Annotated in this window: 17 protein-coding genes; 7 read left to right on the forward strand and 10 right to left on the reverse strand. The window is 72.0% G+C overall.

Annotation, left to right across the window (positions count from 1 at the left end; genetic code table 11):
* Positions 1-40: 40 nt before the first annotated feature.
* The 3 genes from ACIP6U_RS15635 to fxsT all read left to right on the forward strand — a co-directional run bounded on the left by ACIP6U_RS15635 (position 41) and on the right by fxsT (position 7,261).
* Positions 41-1,471 (forward strand): hypothetical protein, encoded by a 1,431-nt coding sequence (locus ACIP6U_RS15635; protein WP_401717100.1) that lies wholly within the window; start codon positions 41-43, stop codon positions 1,469-1,471.
* Positions 1,472-1,637: 166 nt separating this feature from the next.
* The gene (locus ACIP6U_RS15640) at positions 1,638-2,786 is read left to right on the forward strand and encodes an AAA family ATPase (protein ID WP_401717103.1); all 1,149 of its coding nucleotides are present in this window, start codon (positions 1,638-1,640) and stop codon (positions 2,784-2,786) included.
* A complete protein-coding gene (gene fxsT / locus ACIP6U_RS15645; RefSeq protein ID WP_401717106.1) occupies positions 2,783-7,261 on the forward strand; it encodes an FxSxx-COOH system tetratricopeptide repeat protein in 4,479 nt (1,492 codons plus the stop codon). Before ACIP6U_RS15640 ends, fxsT begins: the two co-directional genes overlap by 4 nt.
* A 34-nt stretch (positions 7,262-7,295) precedes the next feature.
* Here fxsT and ACIP6U_RS15650 read toward each other — a convergent pair whose 3' ends face one another.
* Together ACIP6U_RS15650 and ACIP6U_RS15655 are read right to left on the reverse strand one after the other, a co-directional pair.
* Positions 7,296-9,230, reverse strand: coding sequence for an aKG-HExxH-type peptide beta-hydroxylase (locus ACIP6U_RS15650; protein ID WP_401717109.1), 1,935 nt, complete (start codon positions 9,228-9,230; stop codon positions 7,296-7,298).
* A 6-nt stretch (positions 9,231-9,236) separates the two neighbouring features.
* Entirely contained in the window at positions 9,237-9,446 is a 210-nt protein-coding gene (locus tag ACIP6U_RS15655; RefSeq protein WP_401717111.1) for a hypothetical protein, read from the reverse strand.
* A gap of 250 nt (positions 9,447-9,696) precedes the next feature.
* On the opposite strand from ACIP6U_RS15655, the gene ACIP6U_RS15660 reads away from it, so the two are divergent.
* Positions 9,697-10,035 (forward strand): CU044_2847 family protein, encoded by a 339-nt coding sequence (locus tag ACIP6U_RS15660; RefSeq protein ID WP_401717114.1) that lies wholly within the window; start codon positions 9,697-9,699, stop codon positions 10,033-10,035.
* 238 nt (positions 10,036-10,273) lie between these two features.
* Here ACIP6U_RS15660 and ACIP6U_RS15665 read toward each other — a convergent pair whose 3' ends face one another.
* From ACIP6U_RS15665 to ACIP6U_RS15675, 3 genes are all read right to left on the reverse strand, one after another.
* Positions 10,274-12,184, reverse strand: coding sequence for a M64 family metallopeptidase (locus tag ACIP6U_RS15665; RefSeq protein ID WP_401717117.1), 1,911 nt, complete (start codon positions 12,182-12,184; stop codon positions 10,274-10,276).
* Between the two features lie 9 nt (positions 12,185-12,193).
* Positions 12,194-12,631, reverse strand: a complete 438-nt coding sequence (locus ACIP6U_RS15670; protein ID WP_401717120.1) for a hypothetical protein — start codon at positions 12,629-12,631, stop codon at positions 12,194-12,196.
* A gap of 195 nt (positions 12,632-12,826) precedes the next feature.
* The gene (locus tag ACIP6U_RS15675) at positions 12,827-13,966 is read right to left on the reverse strand and encodes a YbhN family protein (protein WP_401717123.1); all 1,140 of its coding nucleotides are present in this window, start codon (positions 13,964-13,966) and stop codon (positions 12,827-12,829) included.
* A gap of 383 nt (positions 13,967-14,349) precedes the next feature.
* On the opposite strand from ACIP6U_RS15675, the gene nagZ reads away from it, so the two are divergent.
* Both nagZ and ACIP6U_RS15685 read left to right on the forward strand, forming a co-directional pair.
* Positions 14,350-15,837 carry a beta-N-acetylhexosaminidase gene (gene nagZ, locus ACIP6U_RS15680; protein ID WP_401718504.1) on the forward strand — a complete coding sequence of 496 codons (1,488 nt, stop codon included), beginning with the start codon at positions 14,350-14,352 and terminating at the stop codon, positions 15,835-15,837.
* Between the two features lie 76 nt (positions 15,838-15,913).
* Positions 15,914-17,068, forward strand: a complete 1,155-nt coding sequence (locus ACIP6U_RS15685) for an N-acetylglucosamine kinase (RefSeq protein WP_401717125.1) — start codon at positions 15,914-15,916, stop codon at positions 17,066-17,068.
* A gap of 52 nt (positions 17,069-17,120) precedes the next feature.
* Here ACIP6U_RS15685 and ACIP6U_RS15690 read toward each other — a convergent pair whose 3' ends face one another.
* Entirely contained in the window at positions 17,121-18,137 is a 1,017-nt protein-coding gene (locus ACIP6U_RS15690; protein WP_401717128.1) for an NEW3 domain-containing protein, read from the reverse strand.
* Positions 18,138-18,247: 110 nt separating this feature from the next.
* Positions 18,248-19,132, reverse strand: coding sequence for a MurR/RpiR family transcriptional regulator (locus ACIP6U_RS15695; RefSeq protein ID WP_401717131.1), 885 nt, complete (start codon positions 19,130-19,132; stop codon positions 18,248-18,250).
* Positions 19,133-19,293: 161 nt separating this feature from the next.
* Between ACIP6U_RS15695 and ACIP6U_RS15700 the strand changes: the two genes are divergently transcribed.
* Positions 19,294-20,058 (forward strand): sugar isomerase domain-containing protein, encoded by a 765-nt coding sequence (locus tag ACIP6U_RS15700; RefSeq protein ID WP_401717134.1) that lies wholly within the window; start codon positions 19,294-19,296, stop codon positions 20,056-20,058.
* Positions 20,059-20,080: 22 nt separating this feature from the next.
* Here ACIP6U_RS15700 and ACIP6U_RS15705 read toward each other — a convergent pair whose 3' ends face one another.
* The 3 genes from ACIP6U_RS15705 to ACIP6U_RS15715 are packed head-to-tail and all read right to left on the reverse strand — an operon-like array spanning position 20,081 to position 23,252.
* Positions 20,081-21,178, reverse strand: a complete 1,098-nt coding sequence (locus tag ACIP6U_RS15705; RefSeq protein WP_401717137.1) for a class I SAM-dependent methyltransferase — start codon at positions 21,176-21,178, stop codon at positions 20,081-20,083.
* Positions 21,175-22,428, reverse strand: a complete 1,254-nt coding sequence (locus ACIP6U_RS15710) for a glycosyltransferase (protein ID WP_401717140.1) — start codon at positions 22,426-22,428, stop codon at positions 21,175-21,177. The genes ACIP6U_RS15705 and ACIP6U_RS15710 overlap by 4 nt, the downstream gene beginning before the upstream one ends.
* Entirely contained in the window at positions 22,425-23,252 is an 828-nt protein-coding gene (locus tag ACIP6U_RS15715; protein ID WP_401717143.1) for an alpha/beta fold hydrolase, read from the reverse strand. The genes ACIP6U_RS15710 and ACIP6U_RS15715 overlap by 4 nt, the downstream gene beginning before the upstream one ends.
* Positions 23,253-23,254: the final 2 nt, after the last annotated feature.

Below are 23,254 nucleotides of genomic sequence, written 5' to 3' on the forward strand. Positions count from 1 at the left end.
TCCGGATTCGCAGTCCGCAGCCCAACTGGCGGACGCTCTCATGAAGGTGTCGGTGCTCGACGACCTGGAAGTGCGCCGCATCTGCGTGGTCGACGCCATGGAACGTCTACGACTGCGCCTGTCCGTGGCCGAGTTCGACGACAAGAAGATCCATATCGTGGTGATGGTGCGTGCCTTCGGAGCCGTGCCCGACGGCTGGCGCCATCTCACCGAGGCGGTACAGCACTTGGCGGACTACGACCTGCCCTCCCGGCATGCCGCCTCGCTGGCCCACCCGGTCGTCGCCCCGCTCCTCGGTGAAACCGACCAGCACGACCTGAGCGCTCTGCTGGCCGGTCTCGACCGGACCGCCGTGCCGGAGCTCGCCGCCGTCTACCACTCGGCCGCCGGTGACCACTTCGGCCCGTTGCCCGACAGCGTCCACACCGCGTGGGACGCCTACCAACTGCTCGCGCACACCAACCGCCCGGCCGACGGAGCTCCACGCACCCTGCGGTTCCTCCAGGAACTGGCGGTCGTGCTCACCCCGGAACGCGGCGACGCGATCCGGTCCTGGACGAGCCGCCATGTCCGCACCACCGTCCAGGACAACCAGGTGGCCCAGTGGATCCTCGACGATTCCCGTACGCACACGGGCGGATGGCGTACCGAGCCCGAGCATCCGGCCCATCTGCTCATCCGGCTCGCCCCGTCCACCGGTTCGCCCGGTCGGGTAGACATCGCCTGCTGGACGAACAGCGGTTCCGCCTGGGCGCCCCGTCGGCGCGACGAGCGTCCCGTGCCACTGTCCGAGATGCGACGCCATGTGGCGATGCTGCTCGACCGCGAGGAGATACGGCTCCGCACCCACCGGGGCGGTCTCGTACTCGAGTTCATACTCCCCTTCTCCTTGGTGAACGAGCCGGTGGAGCAGTGGTCCACGCACGGCGCCTTCGGTGAGGAGAAGGTGTGGGACAGCGAGTTCGGCGGACCGTCCATCGGAGACGGCCACAAGGTCGTCGTACGGAGCCTGGAGCGCATCGAAGCACTGCAGTTGCACAGAGTGTGGAACGAGCGGTGGGACGTACTGACCGACGCCGCGGGGGGCGCACGGATGCATCGCTGCGAGGAAGGTGACGGAGCGGAGCACGAGCGGCTCTACGCGCGTCTCTTGGACGATCCCGCCGTAGTCCTCATGACCTTGGGTTCTCCGCCCGACGATCAACACGGCAGGAGTGAGTTGCTGGTCGGCCTGCAGGCAGGTCTGCCGCTGGTCGTGTGGAGCCGATCGGGGTCGCTGCCCGAACACGCGCACGCCTTGGCCGAGAGCGCGCTGGAGGGCCGACTGGCAGAGTCGCTGGGCGTGTTGACGCGCTTGCGCTCCGCTCCCCGTACGGGGGACCATGGCGGCGAGGGCTTCACCGGCCCTCGTATTGCCGTGCTATGGGACGACCCGAACAGGCTCCCGGAAGTACCGGAGCCAATTAACTGAGAACGACCGAGGCGCTGCACGACCCACTAGGGTGTGACCGACCTGATCGTCGGTCACAACGCTATTCGTGACTGGCCAGCACGACAATCGATCGAAACCGGGCATCGCTGGATCCGGGGCCGGTCGCCCAGTGGACCCCGTCCGGGTCCCGGGAGAGGGGGTGGCTATGGGCGACGACGTCCCGCGGGAGCCGCGTGTGCCTGGCGGCGCATCGGCGCCCTCAGGTGATGCCAATGACTGGTGGATCTACGACGGCACGGGTGAAGTGTCCTCCGAGCCGCTGGCCGACCGGCTGCCCCCGCCGCCCCCGTGGCGCGACTTCGACGGCGGACCCGTCGTCCCCGGCCCCGCTCCCTGCGACGACGCCGAGATCCGCCGTCGCCTGGGCGCGCCCGAGGCGACGGCCCGTACATCCTCGGACGAGGCCGACATGGTCAACGCGGCGCTGTTCTTACGCCGGCCGCTGATCGTCACCGGCCCGCCCGGCATCGGCAAGTCCAGCCTCGCGCACCGGGTCAGCCGCGAACTCGGCCTCGGTCGCGTGCTGCGCTGGACGATCACCAGCAGGTCCACGGTCAAAGAGGGTCTGTACGCCTACGACGCGATCGGGCGCGTACAGGACGCCGCCGCACGCGGTGCGTTGCACGACTCCGCCGCGACGGCGGGCCGGTTGTCGCAGGACGGGTCTGAGGCCGGCGCTCCGCCGCCCGGCGGTCCCGACGGTCTCCACGGGCTGGGCGACTTCGTCCAACTGGGCCCGCTCGGCACGGCGTTGGTCCCCCGGGACACTCCGCGGGTGCTGCTGATCGACGAGTTCGACAAGGCCGACACCGATTTGGCAAACGATCTGCTCGGGGCGTTCGAGGACGGCGAGTTCCAGATCCCCGAGCTCTCCAGGGTGCGTTCGCGGATGCCCGAGGTCGAGGTGCACACGGACGACCCCGACGACACCTTCGTGGTGCACCGGGGACGGATCCGGTGCCGGGCCTTTCCCTTCGTGGTGATCACCAGCAACGGCGAGCGGTCCCTGCCGCCCGCCTTCCTGCGCCGTTGTCTCAGCCTGGAGATGCCGCCGCCCGACGCCGACCGGCTCGCGGCGATGCTGGCGGCGCAGTTCACCGGCGGCGAGGGAACCGAACGCGCGGCGATGATCCGCGACTTCCTCTCCCGTGCCCTGGCGGGCGGCACCCTGGCCGCCGACCAGCTGATGAACGCGGAATTCCTGCGCGTCTCGCCCTCGGGTCCGGGCGAAGCCTCCTGGAACCGGCTGCTGCACTCGCTGTGGCGGAGGCTTGACGAAGTTGGTTCTGCATGACCCTGCCGCCCTCCCACCACGGTAGGGCGAGTGACGGTACTGCTCCGGGTATCGCCTCGCGCGAGGAGACGTGCCCCGATCTGACGCTGCACGAGGCCGGTGAGGTCGCCTGGCTGGCCGTTCAACTCGACCTGCGTGTCCGAGCCGTACGCGAGGCCCGGGCCGCGGCGGCACGGAACGCCGCCGCAGAGCCGACCCCGGACGCCGGCGGCGCCGACGACACTCCGCCCCGCCCTGTCGACCCTGACAAGACCGACGTACCGCCGCAGGAGGAACCGGAAACCGTCCACAAAGGGCGTCCCGAGGAGCCGAGTCGGCCGGGGGCGGGGGACGAGATCCCCGCGTCACCGCCGTGGCCGGCGCACGTCGGCCTGCCCGTCTCCCTGGCCCGCGCGGCGGAGTCGGAGCCGGCGGGCGGCGCGACGGCGTTCACGCACGTCCAGGACGGTCCCGGACTCGACCGGGCCCGGCAGATCGAGAAGGCGTTTCTGCCGCTGCGCAGGCGTCTTCACTCGCGCACGGTGCGGGTGCTGGACGAGGAGGCCACGGCCGAGTCCCGGGCCGAGCGGGGTGTATGGGTGCCCCGGTTCCGGCCCGCCAGGGAGCGCTGGCTGACCATGACCCTGGTGGTCGACTCCGGCGACTCCATGGGCCTCTGGCAGCGAACCGCCGCGCAGTTCGCGGCCGCTCTGAGGGGCTCGGGTGTGTTCCGCGACGTACGGGTGTGCACCTGGCGGTCGGTGGACGGCGGCGACCCGGACGGTGGTGCGCCCGTCCTGTCCGATGCTCGCGGCCGGCAGACGGCCCTGGTGCTGACCGACCTGTACGCGAATCGCTGGCGGGACGGGAACGGGCAGCGCGTGCTGGCTCGCTGGGCGGACCGGATGCCCGTCGCCGTGGTGAGCGTCCTGCCGGAGTACCTGTGGTCACGCATGGCCGTGGTGCCGCACCGGACCCTGCTGAGCAGCCCCGGTCCCGCCGCGGCCAACAACCTGTGGACGCATCGCCCCGACGGCTTCGACTTCGGGAGAACCGATACGGACGCGAATGACGCGATGGCCCCGGCCCTGCCGGTACCGGTGCTGGAGTTGACCCCGGAGGCCCTGGACACCTGGGCGGGGTTCGTCCGCCATGAGCGACCGGCCGAGTACATGATGCGGGCCATGACGGTGTCCGCGAGGACGCGGGCCACCGCACCCGCGTGGTTCCCGACCTCGCTGGTCTCGCCGACCGACCGGGTGCGCCAGCTGCGGGCACAACTCAGCCCCACGGCTTATCACTTGGCTCTGCTCGGCGCGGCGATCCCGGTCAACCTGGCGATGCTGGAAGTGCTGCGCAAGAGGCTGTTGCCCGAGGCCCGGCCTTGGCATCTGACCGAGCTGCTGCTGAGCGGGTTGCTGCAGCCCGCCCAGGCCGATCCCGACGTCCCGGCACCGGCGCGGGTCGAGCTGGAGTTCGCCTCCGGGGTGCGCCAGGAGCTGCTGGCCGAGGGCACCCGCAGGGAAACCGCACTGGCGATGAAACTGGTGTTCGACCATCTTGCGACAGTCCTGCCCGGTTCTGCCAGTAGTGCCTTGCGCCAAATGCGCGATCTTGTGGCGGACCCGAGCCGAGCCGCCCTGGTGCCCCTGGAGGGGGTACGGACATGGCTCACCCCCGCACTGCCCGCGCTGAAGGCCCTCGACGGGCAGCACACGGCGGCAGCGGCGGTTCTCCATGACCGGCTGCGGGCCGAGGAGGAATCGGCCTCCGCACGGGCCGGACAGCGGGACCCTTCCGCCCACGAGACCACGGCCAGCATCCCGCGTGATGGCCGTGATACACAGAGTAGTGAGTATGCCGGTTCGGACATCGCCCTCCCCGGCGGTGGGAGCGATCACGTTTCCGCCGGAGTGGGTCAACCCGGGCCATCCGAAGACGCTGGAGGGAACGTGTCCGTGAGTGGCGTGCAGCCTGTCCCCGCAAGGACGAGGGGAGATGGGGCGCAGAAACCGCCGCCCGTCTGGGGCAACGTCCCTCCACGGAACCGCGCATTTACCGGGCGTGGCCAACTGCTGGAGGACTTGCACCGTCGACTGCAGGAGGGCACCACCGCCGTCCTGCCGGAAGCCCTTCAGGGCATGGGCGGTGTCGGGAAATCTCAGCTCGCCGTCGAATACGTGTATCGCCACATCAACGAATACCAGGTGGTCTGGTGGATCCCCTCCGAGCAGTCCCAGCAGATCCGGCAGGTGCTGGTCGAGCTGGCGAGGCGACTCGGACTTGAGGTCGGTTCCGGCGAGGCCAACACGGCCGTGCCCGCGGTCATAGAGGCCTTGCGGGTAGGCGAGCCGTACAAGAATTGGCTGCTCGTTTTCGACAACGCGGAGGACCCCGAAGCCGTCCGCGAATTCTTTCCCACCAACGGCCCAGGACGCATTCTCGTGACCTCTCGCAACGCTCAATGGGCGACCGCGGCACGACCATTGGAAGTCGATGTGTTCGCGCGTGAAGAAAGCCGCCAGTTGCTGCAGCTGCGCGCGCCGAATCTCGACGACCCCACCGCCGACCGGCTCGCCGAGACCCTCGGCGATCTGCCCCTCGGTATCGAGCAGGCCGCCGTCTGGCTTTCCGAGACCGGAATGCCCGCGGACGAATACCTACGACTTTTCGAGCAACAGGCCGCCGAGTTGATGGTCAGCGACCCTCCCCGGGACTATCCGCTGTCCGTCGCCGCGGCCTGGAACGTCTCGCTGGAGCGACTGCAGAAGAACCACCCGGCGGCCCTGCAACTGCTCCAGGTCTCCGCGTTCTTCGCCCCCGAACCGATCTCACGGCGACTGTTGACCGGTGTCCGCGACGCTCCCGTTCCCCCGGAACTCGCCGCCGCACTGAGCGATCCGATCCGCCTGGGCCGGGCCATCCGGGAGATCAACCGGTACGCGCTGGCCAGAATCAACCACAGCACCAACACCATCCAGCTGCACCGACTGGTCCAGCGCGTGCTCATCAACCAGATGCCGGACGCACTCAAAGAGCAGATGCGCAACGGCGCGCACCGCCTGCTCGCCAAGGGCGACCCCGGTGCACCGAGCGACCCGCGTCAGTGGCAGCAGTACGGCGAACTGCTCCCGCACGTGCTCAGCAGCCACGCCGTCGAGTCCGCCGACCCCTGGGTGCGGCAACTGATCCTCAACGAGATCCAGTACATGTTCTCGTGGGGCGACCACGAGGGTTCTCGTGACCTTGCGCAGCAGGCCTACGACACCTGGAAACGCCTCGACGGCGAGAACCACGAGCACGTGCTGCTGGCGGCCAAGCTCTACGGCGACGCGCTGCGCATCCTGGGCCACTACCAGGCGGCGTACGAGCTCGACCAGCGAACCCGGCAGGCGATGACCGAGACGCTGGGACCCGAGCACGAGATGACGCTGGAGATCACCAGCATGCTCGCGTGGGATCTCCGGATGCGGGGTGACTTCACCGGTGCCTCCGAGCTGGACCGGGAGACCTTCGAAGCCAGCAGGCGCCTGTTCGGGCCGAACGACGTGTCCACCCTCATCGTCGCCCACCGCATCGCGCTGAATCTCCGCCTCACCGGCGACTTCCGTGAGGCGCTGGAGCTGGACCAGGACACCCACCGCCGCAAGGTCGAGGAACTGGGCGAGGACTCGCTGTCCACGCTGGCCACCCTGGCGGGTGTGGTCGTCGACCGGCAGGAGGCCGGCGAATACGTAGAAGCCCGCGACCAGCAGCAGGAAGTGTCCGGACGCTACGAGTACAACTTCGGGCCGACGAACCCCAACACCATCGACAGCTATCGCGGTCTGGCGGTCGCCGAACGCCGAGCGGGCCGCCACGAACAGGCCCTGGAACTCTCCGCCAGGGCGCTGGCCCTGTTCCGCAACCGCTACGGCGACAACTACCCCAGCACCCTGGCCGCGTTGCTCGCCCACGCCGTCGATGTCCGGCACAGCGGCGACCTCCAGTCGGCGCTCGACCTGAGCGACGAGGGCTGTAAGGGTTATGAGCGTCTGTTCGGACCGAGCCATCCGCACGCGCTCGGCGCGCAGGTCAACCACGCCGTCTGCCTCAGGCTGCTGGGACGCACCGAGGAAGCCCGCCGACTGAACGAGCAGATCGTCGCGGACCTCGGTGAGCGGCTGGGCTCCGATCACCCGAACGTGCTGGCCTGTTCCACCAACCTCGCCGCCGACCTGTACGAACTGGGTGAGGTCCAGGCGTCCGTGGACCTCAGCACCCGTGCCCTGGAGCAGAGCCGGCGGCGGCTCGGAGAGGACCACCCGGCGACCCTCGCCACGGGCGTCAACCTCGCCCTGGGCCTGCGGCTGCTGGGCCGCGTCGACGAGGCCGACGCGCTGCGCGCGGACACCCTGGCGCGCTACGAGCGGGTGCTGGGCGCCGACCACCCGGCCACCGCCGCGGCGGCCGACAGCAAGCTGGCCAACTGCGACATCGACCCGATGCCGCTGTAGTGACACGGACCGGTCGGGCCGGCCGCGTTCCCGGTCAGGACGCGTCGCACACCGAGCGGTTCCGCCCGACCCAGTCGGCCATGTCGACCGGGTCGGGCGACCGGCCGTAGCGCTCGGCCGCCTGCCGGTGGACCGCCCGGACCACCTCCGGGCGGCGCAACAAGGCGTGCGCGGCGCCGGGTTCGTCGGCGTCGGACAGTGCCAGCCCCAACCCGGCCCAGGCCGACGGCAGTTCGGGGTGTGTGGCCAGCACTTCCAGGTAGCCCCGCACGGCGCGGTCCGCCTCGCCTCGAAGCAGGGCGACATCGGCGGCCACCAGGTCGGAAGGCCGACCCGTGGCCTCGCCCATGGCGCGTGCCCGGGTGGCCAGCGCATCCGGCTCGGCCAGTTGTACGCGCCGCAGCTCACCCCGCGCGTCGGGTGAGCCGGCCTGTGGGTCGGGGCGCAGGCGGGAGTGGACACCGGGCGCCGTGCGCGGATCCGCACCGCTGCGCCAGGCCTCGGTGAGCGCCCGCACCTGACCGGGGTCCGGCCGGGTGTGCCGGGCCCGCCAAACGGCCCGGAGATCGGCCCCCTCGGCACGGGCCAGCTTTCCCGGCCACCCGGGTACCGGTTCGTAGGGCCAGTCGTCGGCCGCTTCGGCCATCCGCTCGACGAACTGCCGGCCCGCCTCGGTCAGTCCGGCCGCCGCATGCAGCGTCGCCAGCGCCTCCCCGACCGCCGAGTGCCACACGGCGTACTCGAAGTGGGCGAGATCGGCGGCCGGACCGCTCAGCGCCCGGCGCTCGACGCGCCAGAACTCCGTCACGCCCGCGAAGGCGTAGGCACCGTGCAGCACGCCGGAAAGCGGACGCGGATCGCCCCGCCACGGCGCGTAGAACAGCGGAACCTCTGCACCCGGTAAGTCCTCATCGCACAGCGGGAGTTGATGCAGCAGGCCGTTGAGGACGGAGTGTCGGGCCTCGTGCACCATCGTCACGGCCAGTTCGACCGGATCCGGGGGCAGCGAGATCAACGCGCTGCCGAAGGCCTCGCTGTAGGAGGCGCTGGCGGTACGGAAGCGGGGCGTGGGCGGCAGGGGGACGACGACCCGCAGCGCCGTGGCCAGCAACTCGACCGCCTGCGGGTGCCGCGCGGACAGCAACTGCCCTGCCTTGCCCAGCAGTTGCTGCCAGCGTCGGGCGTGATCGCGGTTCAGTGAGACCCTGGCCGAGGGCAGTGTGCGGGTGCGGAAGTCCCGGTACGGATCGCAGTCCTCCAGCACCACGGAGAGGGCGTTCCGCTCGGGATCCCAGGCGGCCCGGTGCACCGGCTGCCAGTTGCCCGAGGCCCGGCCCGGGTCGGCGGGCAGACTCAACCGGCGTTCACCCGCGGCCAGTACGGCCGGACCCGAGCCCGCGCGGGGGATGCGGAGGGTGGCGACGGTGGGTGTCCGGGCGCCTTCGTCGCAGTCCGTCGTCGCCGGCAGGCGGATCCGGCCCAGGGTCGGCAGCGCCACGCAGTCCTCGCGGACCGGTAAGCGAATCGTTCCCTCAGTTCCCGAGCGCAGTGCCGCGGCGGCCGCCAGGCAGTGCAGGTAGCCGAGTTCCGCCCACAGGGGGAGCTCGCTGTCCCCCTCGTCCGGACTCCTGTCGCCCTCCCGCAGCCGCTCCAGGACGCGCACCGCCCAGATGCCGGTGCCGGGATGCTCCAGCAGGTCGACGACCACGTCGGGGCGGTGTCGCTCCACCCGGAGCAGGAGATCCAGGGCAGTGCGCAACGGCGGCAGCGCGGGACCGGCGTCCATGCCTCGCTCACGCGCGGTCTCCGTCACCGCGCGGACCATGAGCATGCGGCGACCGCGCTCCACGGCGCGGATCCGGTGCGCGGTACCGGGTGTGAGGCGTCCCGCGGCCAGTGCGTCGACGTCGGACGCCGGCGTGCGATGTCTGCCGAGTGTCGTCCTGGTGCCGGAAGGCAGCTCTGACATCCGGCTCTACTGGTCGCCGGTGTCGCAGTCGGCGGCGAAGTACGGGCTGCCGCCACCTCCGCTGGCGCTCTGGGCGGTGGACCTCTCGCCCAGGTGCCGCACCAGGGTGTGCAACGCATCCACGACCAGTGGGTCATGGAAGGTCATCACTTCCTGGAGCCCGCACTGGCTGAGATCGACAAGATCGGTCTCGAACTCGGTCGCAGAAGTCGTCACGTCCCGTTGCCCCCTGTCGGTGTGGCCAGGTCGGTTGCATCGCATCCACAGGTCCCCTCTCATAGTGGACCGTTGATTGCGGCACCGGAAGGGTGCCCAGAAGCCACATCGTCCGGAACTAGGTACTCCACTTCGGGATTTCGGACATCGTGTCCCGCCGTGGCAGCCACTTCGCTACCGTCTGCCGGGGGGTACGCGAGTGCGTCAGGAGGCGCGCGACGCACGTCGAAACGGCCGGGGGGCGTGAGCAGTGGGCGAGTTGCTGCGGTTCGAGCTGGAGGACGGCGGGTCCGTCGTCGCGCAGATGGACGACCTCGATGGCGGTGTAATCCCGGCGACCGGTGCCTCGGACGTCGTGGCCCGCGCCACTGGCTCGTTCGAGTCCGCGCTGGAAGGGGTGCGCAGAGCGGCCGCCTCGACGCTGAACCGGATGAGCAGTCTGCCCCAGCGCCCGGACGAGATCACCGTCGAGTTCGGCATCCAACTCGACGCCGAGGTCGGCGCCGTCCTGGCTCGCACCGGGGCACAGGGGCACATCCAGGTACAGGTGACGTGGCGTCGGAAGGAAGAGGACGGCCAAGGCGATTGAGCCGCAGCGGTCGAGGTCGGCCGATCCGCCGTCCTGCGTTCCCCGGTCGCTGGGCAAATTGGCCGAAGGCAGCGGTCGTTCAGGCCGTTCGGTGTGTGCACGGGTCGGCCCACGGCGACGAGCCGTTGCCCGCACGACCCGGGCTCCCGGCCCCTCACCATCGCCGTGCCCACCACCCGGCCGAGGTGTCCCCACTCCCCACCCCCGGTGCGGGAGTGGGGAGTGGGGACGGTCCGGCCTAGGTGATCGCCAGCCGGAACCAGCCCGCCCAGCCGCCCGTGGCGTCCCACCACGTGCTCTGGATCAGGCCGTCCGTGCCGACCGCGAACACGTCGAGGTGTTCGGTGACCCGGCTCAGCGCCGCGATCTGGCTGCCGGGCTTGGCGAAGCCGCCGGAGACGTTGAACCACGCGGCCCAGCCCGTGGTGTCGTGCCACCACGTGGAGTAGACCCGGCTGTCGGTGCCGACGACGAACAGGTCCATGTGGTTGGTGTAGCGGACCACGGCCGTCACCGGGGAGCCCGTCGAGGCGACCCCGCCGGCGATCTGGAACCAGCTCGCCCAGCCGCCCCGGGCGTCCCACCACGTCGACATGATCTTTCCGTCGGACGCGGTGGTGAACAGGTCCAGGTGGTCCCGGTGACGGGCGACCGCGGTGACCGTGGAGTCGGGACGGCAGGTCACGCCCGGCAGCGGGAACCAGTTCGACCAGCCGGTGCGGTCGTCCCACCAGGCGCTGTAGACGCGGTTGTCCGTTCCCACCGTGAACACGTCCAGGTGGAAGGGGTACCGGGCGACCGCGGTGACGGTGGCGCCGTTCGCCGCGACCCCGCCGCCGATCTGGAACCAGTCGGCGGCCCAGCCGGTACGGGCGTCCCACCACGTCGACATGGTGCGGCCGTCGGACGCGGTGGTGAACAGGTCCAGGTGGTCGGCGTAGCGGCTGACCACGTTGACCGTCGAGCCGGGGCGGGCGACGAGGCTGCCGACCCGGAACCAGGGCGCCCAGCCGCTCGACCGGTCCCACCACGTGGAGTAGACGCGGTTGTCGGTGCCGACGACGAACAGGTCGAGGTGGCCGGAGTAGCGGGCGATCGAGGTGATCGGCGCGCCCGTGCCGCCGGGTGAGGCGAAGCCGCCGGACAGCTGGAACCAGCCCGCCCAACCGCTCGACCGGTCCCACCAGTCGGACATCGTGCGCCCGTCCGAGGCGACCGCGAACACGTCGAGGTGCTCGGGGTAGCGCGCGACGACACTGATCGGTGTCCGGTCGCGGGCCGGCAGGGTGGCCAGCGGGCCGATCCGGTTCCAGATCACCTGACGGCAGACCCGGCAGAACGGGACGCTCAACTCCCGCATCTTGCAGTTGTGTTCGGGACGGAAGGCGCCGCAGTGGTAGTAGTGCGCGCCCTCGAAGCAGCCGACCGTGCCGGCCGGGACGGTGCTGGCCCGGTTGTCCACCGTCGCGCAGTCGGGGTTGCTCATCGTGGGCAGCGCCGTGGCCGCAGCGACCGCCCAACCCCACTTCAGCGTCGTGCGGTTGGTGTTGAGCGTGACGTTCGGCTCGCCCGGCTCGCCGGCCGGATGGTGGTCGTGGCCGGTCTCGTTGCCGCCCGCGTAGTAGGCGTACTCGTCCGCGAGACCGTAGGCCGTGTGCCCGATCTCGTGGAGGGCGATCTCGGTGGCGCCGGCGGCCAGGGAGTACGTGCCGACCGAGCCGCCGCTGCCGCCGTAGACCGTGGAGTTGACGACGACGATCGCCACGGAGAACTCCGGCACCTGGGCCGCGGCGGTCTGTAAGACGGTCGAGTTGTTGCAGACCAGCAGCCGGCGGATGCCGTTGGCGCCGAAGGTGGAGTCGAAGTAGGTGCGGGCCGTCGCGCCGGTGCCGCCGGCCGCGACCGGGTCGTCGGCTCCGGAGTCGGTGGAGGCGACGTTGACGCGCCAGATGTTGATCGCCGGCGCGAGTTCGTCGTAGGGAGGCGTGGCGACCAGGGCGTCCACGAACTCCTTGCAGACGGTCTCGAAGTCGGCCTGCTGCGCGGCGGTGAAGCCGTCGCCGAGCAGCACGACGGTGAAGGCGCGGTTGCGCGGCGCGGAGCCGAATATCTGCGTGCGGCCCTGGACGGTGCCGTCGGACGTGGTCATCGCCGCCCCCTACCGCTCTAGCCGGAAGGTGGCGAGATCGACGTCGACTCCCGTGCCGGGCGGGGGACTTGTCGTGCCGCCGAAGGCCTGGGACCCGGGCCGGTCCACGCGCAGGACGGCGACCTCGGTGGCCTCGGGCGGGGCCGGGAGCAGCACGGTGAACGCGCCGCGCGCCGCCACGTCGACGCGGGTGATGGGCTCCGAGTGGTTCTCGGGGAAGACCTCGGCGCTCTGCTGGAAGGCCCCGCGCGCGGCGACCCGGGCCAGACCGTGTCCGTCCTCGTCCCGCGCCTCCACGAAGTGGCCGGGGCGTACGTCCGGGTGGGCGTCGAAGCCGCTGACGACGGTGTCGACGGGCTGCTGTGCGACAAGCGTGACGGACTCGCCCTCGTACTCGAAGATCAGGCGGACCGCCTGGCCGGTCGGTGTCTGTTCTGGGCTGGTCATGCTGAATCATCCCCCGGAGAGTCGGTTGTCCGGAGATGCTCCTCGGTGACCATGTGCCCGGCAAGCCCTGGGAGTTGGCGGGTACGGGAAGTCGCACCGTCCTGCGCCGTGCCGTCTAGCGACGGCTCGGGCAAAGGGGCGAGGGCTGAGGGAGGTAGCGCTCCGTCCGCTCGGAGCGCCTCTCGTCCGACGGGTTCAGAGCACCTTTCGCTGGACGAGCGCCGACAGCACCAACGCGCCCGGCAGCAGCGGCAGCCACACCGTCAGGACCCGGTAGCCGATGAGGCTCGCCGCGGCGAGGTCCACGGGGGCGCCGAGCACGGACAGGGTGAAGACCATCGCCGCGTCGATCGGACCGATGCCGCCCGGCGCGGGCACGGCACCGACCGCGGTGCTCGCGACCAGGAACGCGAAGGTGACCTGCGCCCAGGTCAGGGTGAGGCCCAGCGAGGAGCCCACGCACATGATCACGGTTGCCTGGAGCACCGGCGCGGCGGCCGCCCCGCCCCACAGGGCGATGATGCGGGAGGGGCGGGTGTGCAGCGTGCGTACGTCGGTCAGGGCGGTGCGCACGCCGTCCAGGAGCGGGCGGCGCAGCGGCCGTACGGTCGTCACCAGGACGACCGCGGTGCCGAGACCGAGCGTCGCGCTGCCCGTGACCAGGAACAACGTCCGTTTGTCCGGGACGAGTTCGCCCAGGCCCAGCAGATCGGGGTAGACCACCAGGAAGCCGAGCAGCACCATCGTCTTCGCGATCGGCCGGACCAGGGAGTACAGGGCGAGGGAGGCGGTGGCCCTGGCGAAGGGAATGCCGCGGCCCAGGAGGAAGCGCAGGGTGACCGCGTGGGCGCCGAGGCTCGCCGGCAGTACGTGGTTGGCGGCGCCCGCGGCGAACTGCGACGCGATCAGCAGACCGGTCGGGAGCTTCTCCGGCAGCGCGCCCTGCCGTACGCAGGAGGCGGACAGCCAGCCCAGGCAGGTGAAGAAGAACGCGGCCAGCAGCCACCAGGGGTCGGCGGAGCCCAGCCGGGCGGTGCCGTCGTACAGCGTCCGCCAGTCCGCCACCACCCACGCGGCTATCAGGAGGACGGGGAGCAGCACGAGGGTGCGGCGCGCCGCGCGGGCCCAGGAGCGGGGCAGGCGCGGGAGCGACAGGAACGAGGGGAGCGGCGGGAGGGGGACGGGAGTCAGCGCGGGGGGCGCGGTGCCGGTGGGGGCGCCGGCGACCGCGGGGACGAGGGTTGCGGCGGGGCAGGCGGCCGGGGCGGGGAGTGGCCCGGCGGTGAGCGGATCGGAGGGGGCGGTGGGCGTGGCGTCGAGCGGCAGCAGGGTCACGGCGCACGTCGTCCTTCCACGTCACTCCCGCGCGCCGCGGGGGCGGCGTGCGAGCGGGACGGATACGGGGCGAGGCAGGAGGGGACGGCCGAACCGTTCCCGTCCGGCGTGACGCCATGGTGTCCGGAAACCGACGCGCCGCGGGCGCGTACACGTACGAGTCTTCCCACACCGCCCGGGTCCCACCCGCCCACGGGCCTGTCACCGGTCCCACCTCTCGTCCCGTCGGTGGTCGGGCCCTCCCGCCACCAGGGCACGCCTCGGTGACGCGGCCACCGCCGGGTACGAAACGCAGGCCGTCGCGTCGGTGAATCAAACAATCCAAGGCTATGTTGACTTTCGGCTGATTGAGCCAGAAGAATTCCGGGGTGACCTCCGAGCGCGTGTCCGTCGGCCAGGCCTCCGACCCGGCCCTCTCGTCCGTCTCCTCCGACCTGGACGAGGCGGTCCACCGCTGTCTGGTCGCCGGCTTCGAGGGCACCACCACCTTCCCGGACACCCTGAAGCGGCTCATCGACCGCGGCCTGGGCGGCGTCATCCTGTTCACCCGGAACATCCGCGACGCCCAGCAGGTCCGCGAGCTCACCGACTCGCTGCGCGCCCTGCGCCCGGACCTGATGATCGCCATCGACAACGAGGGCGGCGGCATCGGCCACCTGAAGAAGGCCGGCGCCCCCGAGGTCCCCGGCTCCTACGCCCTCGGCGTCGCCGACGACCCGGACCTCACCGCCCGCTGCGCCGACGCGCTCGCCGGCCACCTGGCCACCCTCGGCATCACCGCCTCCTACGCCCCGGTCGCCGACCTCCAGTTCCGCCCGGACAACCCGATCGTGCGCACCCGCTCCTTCGGCGCCGACCCCGAGCTCGCCGCCCGCCATCTGCGCGCCTGGATCACCGCCACCGAGGCCCGCGGGATCGCCTCCTGCGCCAAGCACTTCCCCGGCCACGGCGGCACCGCGACCGACAGCCACCACGCCCTCGCCGTCGACCCGCGGTCGTACGACGAACTGTGGGCCGATCTCGCGCCGTTCCGCGCGGCGGTCGCCGCCGGGGTGCCGATGCTGATGACCGCGCACGTCGTCTTCCCGGCCCTCGACGCCAACCGCCCCGCCACCCTCAGCCGCCGGATCCTGCGCGACCTGCTCCGGCACGACATCGGCTTCGACGGAGTCCTGGTCAGCGACGCCCTGGAGATGAAGGCAATCGCGGAGCGCTACGGCGAGGCGGCCGGCGCGCGCATAGCCCTCGCCGTGGGCGCCGACCAGGTCGTCGTGGCCGTGCCCGACCTGGAGGTCACCCTGGCCTGCCGGGACGCGGTGCTGGACGCCCTGCACTCCCGGCGGCTGACCGAGGAGCGGGTGTACGAGGCCGCGGGCCGGGTCCGCAAGCTCGCCGACCGGTATGCGGCACCGGCCGCCGTCGCGGTCGCCGGCTGGGACTCCGGCGCCGGCCTCACCGCGGCCCGCAAGGCCGTACGCGGCCGCGCGCTTCCCGCACCCGTACGCGGCGCCCATGTCGTCGACCTCTTCCCGACCCCGCACCCCGCGCTCAACTGGGGCGGCGAGGACCTCCTCACCGAACTCCGCCCGCTCGACCCCTCGGCCACCGGCACGGCGGTCACCGGCGAACCGTGCGACCCCGCCGACCTCGTCGACGGCATCCTGCGCGTGGTCGGCGACTCGCCCCTGGTCCTGGCCACGTGCGACGCCGGCCTGCACCCCTGGCAGACCCACCTGCGCGACGCCCTCCTGTCCCGCCGCCCGGACGCCCTCCGCGTCGACACCGGCCTTCCCGAGGGCGGCGCCCTCTGCTCCTACGGACGCGGCCGGGTCAACCTGCGGGCGACGGCCGAGGTGTTGGCGGGGAAGTAGGCCGGGATCCTCGCGGTGTCCGCAGCGACGGGCGGGTACTTGTCCTGGCCGAATGTCTGAACCACCATGGCCCGCGATGAACAACGATTTCAACCGGAGCGAACCGGCGCTCGTCGTCGGCCTGGACGCCGGCGGCACCCGCACCCGTGCCGTCCTCGCCACGGCGGCCGACGGCCGTCCCCTCGGCGAGGGCGCCGGCGGTCCCGGCAACGCCCTGACGGTCCCGCTGCCCGAGCTCACGGACCATCTCGTCGAGGCCGTGGCCCAGGCGGTGCCGGAGGCCGCGCGGGGCCGGGTGGTCGCCGTGGCCGGCGGTTTCGCGGGCGCGACCGGCGCCTCGGCGGACGACCTGGGCCACCGCAACGCCCAGACCGCCCTCACCGTCGCCCTCCGGGGGCTGGGCATCTTCGCCGGCCCACCCCACATCTGCAGCGACATCGAGGCCGCCTTCGCCTCCGCCCCCGGAGCCCCGGCCGACGGACTCGCCCTGGTCGCGGGCACCGGAGCGGTCGCCATGCGCATCACCGACCGCCACTGCACAGCCACGGTGGACGGCGACGGCTGGCTCCTCGGCGACGACGGCAGCGCCTTCTGGATCGGCCGCGCGGCGGTACGGGCCGCGTTGCGGATGGCCGACGGGAGGGGACGGGGGACGGCGCTGGCGGGGTTGGTGGGACGGGCGTTGGGGTTGCCGGGGGAGGCGCTGCCGGACGGGGGCCGGTGGGCCGGGGGCTCGCGGGGTGGAGGCTCGCGGCAGGAGAGCCCGTGGTACGAGGACGCCGGCACTGCTGCCGTCTCAGCGCTCGGCGCCGCCGGCACCTCTGAGTCCTCAGGCGTCCCGGCCGCTCCTCTTGTCCCCGCCGCCGCCCCCTGGTCCCGCCCCGGCCGAGAGGCCTACCGCATGCACCTGCTCCCCGTCGTCATGTCAGAGGCGCCGATCCGGCTCGCCCGTCTCGCGCCGCTGGTCGTCGAGGCGGCCCGGGACGAGGACGCCGTGGCGCTGGCGATCCTCGACGAGGCCGCCGATCAACTGACCGCCACCGTGCGGGCGTTGGAGCCGAGGTCCGGCGAACGGGTCGTGGCGACCGGTGGCCTTCTCGGTCCCGACGGCCCCCTCACCGACCTCCTCTCCGCCCGGCTCCACCCGCTCGGCCTGACCCTGGACCGGGTCGCCGACGGCTGCCTGGGTGCCGTGGCTCTGGCCCGGCTGGAGCACGGACGCCGGTCATGACACGGGCATCAGCCGGTCGCTCGGTGGCGCACCGCCGCCGCGTGCTCCGCGGTCACGGCGTCACCTCCAGGTCGACGGCCTCCGTGCAGGCGACCCGTCCGTGCCAGGCGGCCTTCGCCGACAACCAGTAGGAGCCCGGTGCGACGGCCCCGCCGTCCACGTCGACGAAGACCTCCAGTCGCTCTCCGCCGCCCACGGTGAAGCCCTGTTGGCCCGGTCCGCCGCCGGGCCAGGTGCCCCACGCGGACACCGCCCACAGGGTGCCCTCGACCGGGCCGCGGGTGGTGTTGCGCAGGATCACCGGAACGCGGACCCGCTCGCCCGCGCGCACGCTGACCCGGTCGACTCCCAGGTACACCAGCAGAGTTGGCGCGGCGTGGCGCTCGCCCGGAACGTCGAGCGCCACGACATCCTCGTAGTCCTGTCCCTGGTGCGACAGGTGTGCGGTGAGCCAGTGCCGACCAGGTGCGGGGGACGGCGGCGGCGTCACCTTGACCTCGGCGAGCGTGCGGCCGCCGGGGTCGAGTGCGTACGGCAGTCGGGCGGGCTCGGCGTGCCAGCCGGGCGGGACGCCGACCGTGACGATGCCCGAGACCGGCGCGCCGGTGAGCTCCGAGGAGACCCGGACCGTCGCGGTGACCGGGCCGCCGGACGTGGTGAGCGCCCCCGGCGAGAGGCTGAGGGCCGGCGGCGGGTTGCCGCGGGGTGCCAAAGGCGGGTCGAAGGTGCGGTGCGGCAGCTCGGTCGGGGCGGGTTCGTCGGCGACGTTCCAGGTCTCCGCGGCCGTGAACTCGACCGCGTGCCGGGCCACTTGGTCCCCGCTGACGACGGTGAGCGTGACATCGCCGCGGTCGCCCGGCGCGAGGCCGTCGACGCTCACGGGTATCTCGACGCGGACTCTGCCGCCCTCGCCCGTGGCGGCGACGCCGTCCCCGGTGACCCCCGGGCCCTCGACCGTGCACAGGACCGTCCGGCCCGGGACGTCCTCGATCTCGGCGACCACCACCTGGTGCGGGTGCTCGGCGGTCCCGACGAAGAGCTCGGTCGACTCGGCGGCCGTGACACGCATGGGTCTCCTACGAGAAAGCTCGGCGGAGCCCCATCCTGGCACCGCCGGGATGGTTCAAACAACCATCTTCACGTTTCCTCGGTGGTTCATCCACGCACCCTCGGCCGCGCTCACCTCGTCCGGCGGGACTTCACCTCGTGCTGCGGCGTGATGTGGTCGGTCAGCGCCAGGGAGGCGCTCGCGCGCTGGTAGGAGAGCTGTGCGACCCGGACGTAGAGGCAGTCGATGAGCATCAGGACGGAGTGCCTGCCGCCGATGCTGCCGGTGCGGAAGCTGGTCTCCGAGGTGGCCGAGACGAGCCGGATGTCGGCGGCCCGGGCGAGCGGCGAGCGCGGGTCCGTGGTCAGCGCGACGGTGGTGGCGCCCCGCTCCCTGGCCATCTCGAACGGTTCCAGCGTCTCGCGGGTCGCCCCCGAGTGGGAGATGCCGATGGCCACGTCCGCCGGGGTGAGCAGGGCCGCTGAGGTGGCCGCCGCGTGCACCTCGGTCCAGCCGCGCACCGCGCAGCCGATCCGGAACAGCCGGGTCTCCGTCTCCTGCGCCACCGCGCCGCTGCCGCCCACGCCGTACACGTCGATCCGGCGCGCGCGGGCCAGGGCCTGGGCCGCGCGCTCGATCGAGTCGAGGTCGATCCGGTCGATCGTCTGCTGGATGGCGCGCAGGTCCGCGGTGCCGACCACCTGGACCACCCGCTCCAGACCGTCGTCCGGCGAGATGTCGGGACCGATCTCCGCGGAACCCCAGTCGGAGACCTTGCCCCGGCCGCGCTCCTGGGCCAGCTCGATCAGCAGATGCTGGTAGGAGTCGAGCCCGATGGCCCGGCAGAAACGCGTCACCGTCGCCTGCGAGGTCCCGGTCCGGCGGCCCAGCTCGGCGGCCGAACAGTGGGTCACGGCGGCCGGGTCCTCGAGGATCAGCTCGCCGACCTTCCGGAGCGATCCGGCCAGTCGCGGCAGCTCGGTGCGGATCAGTGTGGTGACGTCCGTCGAGGGCATGAAGGGAAGGTATCAGCCACCGATGAGAAGGCTCTTTGAATACCAGGACCCGATCGTGCCGCCGACGTGGGTTCATTGCCCGGATCCCGCACGTGTGATTTATTGATTCACTAGTTGTGTCATACACAAGGTGGTTCAATCCACCAGTGGGGAGTGCTCGCGTGTCCGTCGAGTCTGTGAGCGCCGAGGGCTTCGCGCGGGAAGGCCTGGCTGTCCTCCAGGACCTCACGCGGTCCGCACGCGACGAAGTGACACGCGCCGCCGGACTGATCGCCGACTGCGTGCGCGGCGACGGTGTGATCCAGGCCTTCGGCACCGGCCACTCCCAGGCGATGGTCCTCGAACTCGCGGGCCGCGCGGGCGGGTTGGTGCCCACCAACCGGCTGAGCATCGCCGACCTCGTCCTCTACGGCGGCGAGGACCCCGGCGTCCTCGACGACCCGCTCCTGGAGCGCCGCGCCGGTGTCGCCGAGCGGATCTACCGGCTCGCCGATCCGCGCCCCCAGGACCTCTTCGTCGTCATCTCCAACTCCGGCGTGAACAACGTCGTCGTCGAGACCGCCCTGCGGGCCAAGGAACAGGGCCACCGCCTGCTGGCCATCACCTCCCTCGCCCACACCCGCGCCGTCCCGGCCGGCCACTCCAGCGGCAAGAAGCTCGCCGACCTCGCCGACGTCGTCCTCGACAACCGGGCCCCGCGCGGCGACGCCCTCCTCGACCTCCCCGGCGGCGGCGCCGTCTGCGCCCTGTCCACCCTCACCGGCGTGATGCTGATCCAGATGACGGTCGCCGAGGCGTCCCGCCAACTCCTGGCCACCGGCGACCGCCCGCCCGTCTACGTCTCGGCCAACGTGCCCGGCGGCTTCGAGGGCAACCTGGAGCTGGAGAAGCGGTACGCCGGCCGCATCCGACGCACCGCGAGCTGACAGCGGGAAACGGCTCCCGGGCTCAGTCCCGGCGGGCCACCAGCCGGTAGGCGTTCGCCAGCCGCAGCCTGCCCGAGAGCGGCTTCACGGCGAACCGGTCCAGGAGCGTGCCCAGCAGGAAGGCCGGGATACCGGCGATCAGCACGGCGGTCCGCAGACAGCGCCGGAACGCGGACGGCGGCTTCGCGTGCCAGGGCACGTCGTCGGGCACCGCCGCGTCCAGGGCCAGCCATACGGCGGCCAGCAGATCGACCGGATCGTGGGGCTCGGCATGCTGCTCCGCGACCACCGTGTAGCCCAGCTCGGTCAGCCGGCCGCGCAGGTTCGCCACCGGGACGAAGTGCAGGTGCTGCGGCTGGAGCCAGGGCAGCCACCAGCGGCCGAGCAACCGGGCGAACCGGCTCTCCGGGTCCGGGACTTCGATCAACAGGTGACCGCCGGGACGGATCACCCGGTGCGCGGCCCTGAGTTCCAGGTCCGGCTGTGTGCTGTGCTCCAGGTAGTGGAACATGCTCACGACGTCGTAGTGGCCCGAGAACTCAGGGGCCAGTTCGGGGAAGCTGCCGCGGTAGCCGCGCTCCACCCGCCCTTCCCGCTCGGCGAGTTCGGCGCCGTCGGTGAAGTCGAGACCGTCGAAGGCGGTGTCCGGGTAGACCGTGCGGGCCGCCTCGCAGAAGTGCCCGTGCCCCGTCCCGACGTCCAGCCAGCTCTTGGGGGTCGGGGAGTGCGCGAGGAGCGACCGCGCGCGCTCCTCGTACATCTTCGTCCGGCCCCCGAACATGGTGCCGGCCTGCTTCTCGCCGAGGCCGTCGTAGAAGTCCCGGTAGTAGAACTCCAGCCCCGCCTCGCTCAGTCGGGGGTTCTGGAAGGTGTGCCGGCAGCTCCGGCAGCGGTCGAGGACGAAGGCGCCGGGTTTGTGCTGGAGCAGGTCCGTGGTACGCAGCCGGGTCTTCAGCTCCGCCGAACCGCACCAGGGGCAGGTGGTGCGGCGGGGTTCGAAGAAGCGGGCGGTGCCTTCGGCGAGGTCGGCCTGGTAGACCGGGCGCAGGGCGGCGACCTGTTCGGTGCGGGAGGGTGCGGGTGGCTCGGTCGGCTCGGTCGGCTCGGGGGTGCTGCTCACTGGTCCTCCTTCGAGGGACGTGCCAGTCGTTGCAGCGAAGGGCACGCCAGTCGTTCCAGGTGGGTCGCGGCCGCCCCGCTGCCTCCGGCCGCGCGGAAGGCCGTACCGATCCGGCCGGCGGCCGCGCGGTGCTCCGGCTCGTGCAGTACGGCGTCGATCGCCGCGCCCAGCTTCGCCGCGGTCACCCGGCCGAAGCGGACCCGGACACCGGCTCCCGCGGCGGTGACCTGGCCCGCGATGACCGGCTGATCGTCACGGATGGGGGCCACGACCAGCGGGACCCCGTGCCACAGGGCTTCGCAGACCGTGTTGTGGCCGGCGTGACTGACGACCGCGTCGACCCTTTCGAGGAGCGGGAGTTGGGGGACGGAGGGGACGATCAGTACGTCCTTGTCGTCGGTGGGGTTGCCGGGGTCGGGGCTGCCGTGTCCGGTGCCGTCGGACCCGGCGAGCGTGCCGCCCGGATCCACGATCACCGACTGCACCCGGTCCGCCCGCGCCCGCAGCGCGGTCAGGCACTCGGCGAGGAAACGGCCGCCGACGTCGGTGTTGGCGGTGCCCAGGGTGACCAGGACCCGGTCCCGGGACGGGTCGAGCCACTCCCAGGGGAAGCCGGGTGCCGCCGGGCGGGGCGCGATCGACGGGCCGACCCAGTGGACGCTCTCGCCCTCCAAGGCCTCGGGACCAGCCAACTCTCTTGTGCTGAAGGCGAGTACGAGGTGCGGGGAGAACCGGGGATCGGCGCTTCCCGCCGGGTCGCCGACGCGCACGCGCAGGGCGTGGAGTTCGTCTTCCAGCCAGCGCCTGACCTTGGGCAGACCCGCCAGCGCGTCGGTGAGTTCGGCCGAGGTGGTCGCCGAGGTGGCCCACGGGACGCCGAGCCGCTCGGCCACCAGGCCGCCCGCCAGGGTCTGTTGGTCGGCGACGACGGTGTCCGGCGCGAACTCCGCGACAGCGGCCTCCACTCCGGGCGCCATCTCGACTGCCAGCGGCACCAGGAACCGTTCCCACAGGAACTTCAGCGCCTCCGGGCCGCGCAGGTCCGGCGGCCGTGAATCGTCACCCGAACCCAGCATCGGTCCCGCGCACGGGTACACGCGGACGCCGTCGCCCGCCAGGCGCCGGACCAGGGCGGGATCGGCGCACGCCCACGCCGACTCGTGGCCCCGGGCGGCGAGTTCGGCGGCCACACCCACGGTCGGGTTGATGTGCCCCACCAGGGGCGGCACGACGAACAGGAATCTGCTCACCGCACGGCCGCCGGGCTGCTCGCGCGGGTCCGCTCGGTGGCGTCCCGGATGTGCTCCAGCACATGGCCGCCCACCGCACCCGCCGCCTCCACGAGCACCGAGTGCTCGTGCCCCGGCAGGACGACCGTCCGGCAGTCGGGCAGCAGCCCCTCCAGCCACGGGGTCAGCAGCGCGAGCCCCGAGTCGGCGCCGTACACCCCGAGCACCGGACAGGACACCGCTCGGATCTGATCGTCCGTCAACACCCGGCTGGCGGCGATGTCCTGGGCGAGGCTGGTCTCACGGGCCAGCCGGGCCGCGCTCTTGGCCAGCCGCGCGGTGTTGTGGCTGCGGTTGACGGCGATCCAGGCGAGCGCGTCCGCCTCGTTGAACGCCAGCTCGTGCAGCACCTGTTGGAGGACGGCGTCCATCTTCTCCGACCAGGTCGCGGTCGCCGGCTGCGACTCGACGAGGGAGACGCTCGCCGCCCGCTCCGGGTGCCGGGCCGCGTAGCCGAAGGCGATGGTGCCGCCGTAGGAGTTGCCGACCAGGTGCACCGGGCCGGTCACCTCCAGGGTGTCGAGCAGAGCTTCCAGGTCGTCGAGGTTGTCGTCGAGCGTGTAGCCGCTCGTGGGACGCTCGCTGCGGCCGTGGCCGCGCAGGTCGTACATCACGACGTCGAGACCGGCCGCCGCGAACGGCGGTCCGATCGTGAAGTAGTAACTGGCCAGGCTGTCGGTGAGCAGACCGTGGACCAGCACCACGGTGGCGGTGGGGGCGCTGCCGTCGCGAGGCCCCATTCTCTGTACGTGCGTGCGGAGTTGACCGGTGTCGACCAGTGCCATGA

The sequence above is a fragment of the Streptomyces sp. NPDC088794 genome, from assembly GCF_044750545.1.
In the GTDB taxonomy this organism is placed as follows: Bacteria; Actinomycetota; Actinomycetes; order Streptomycetales; family Streptomycetaceae; genus Streptomyces.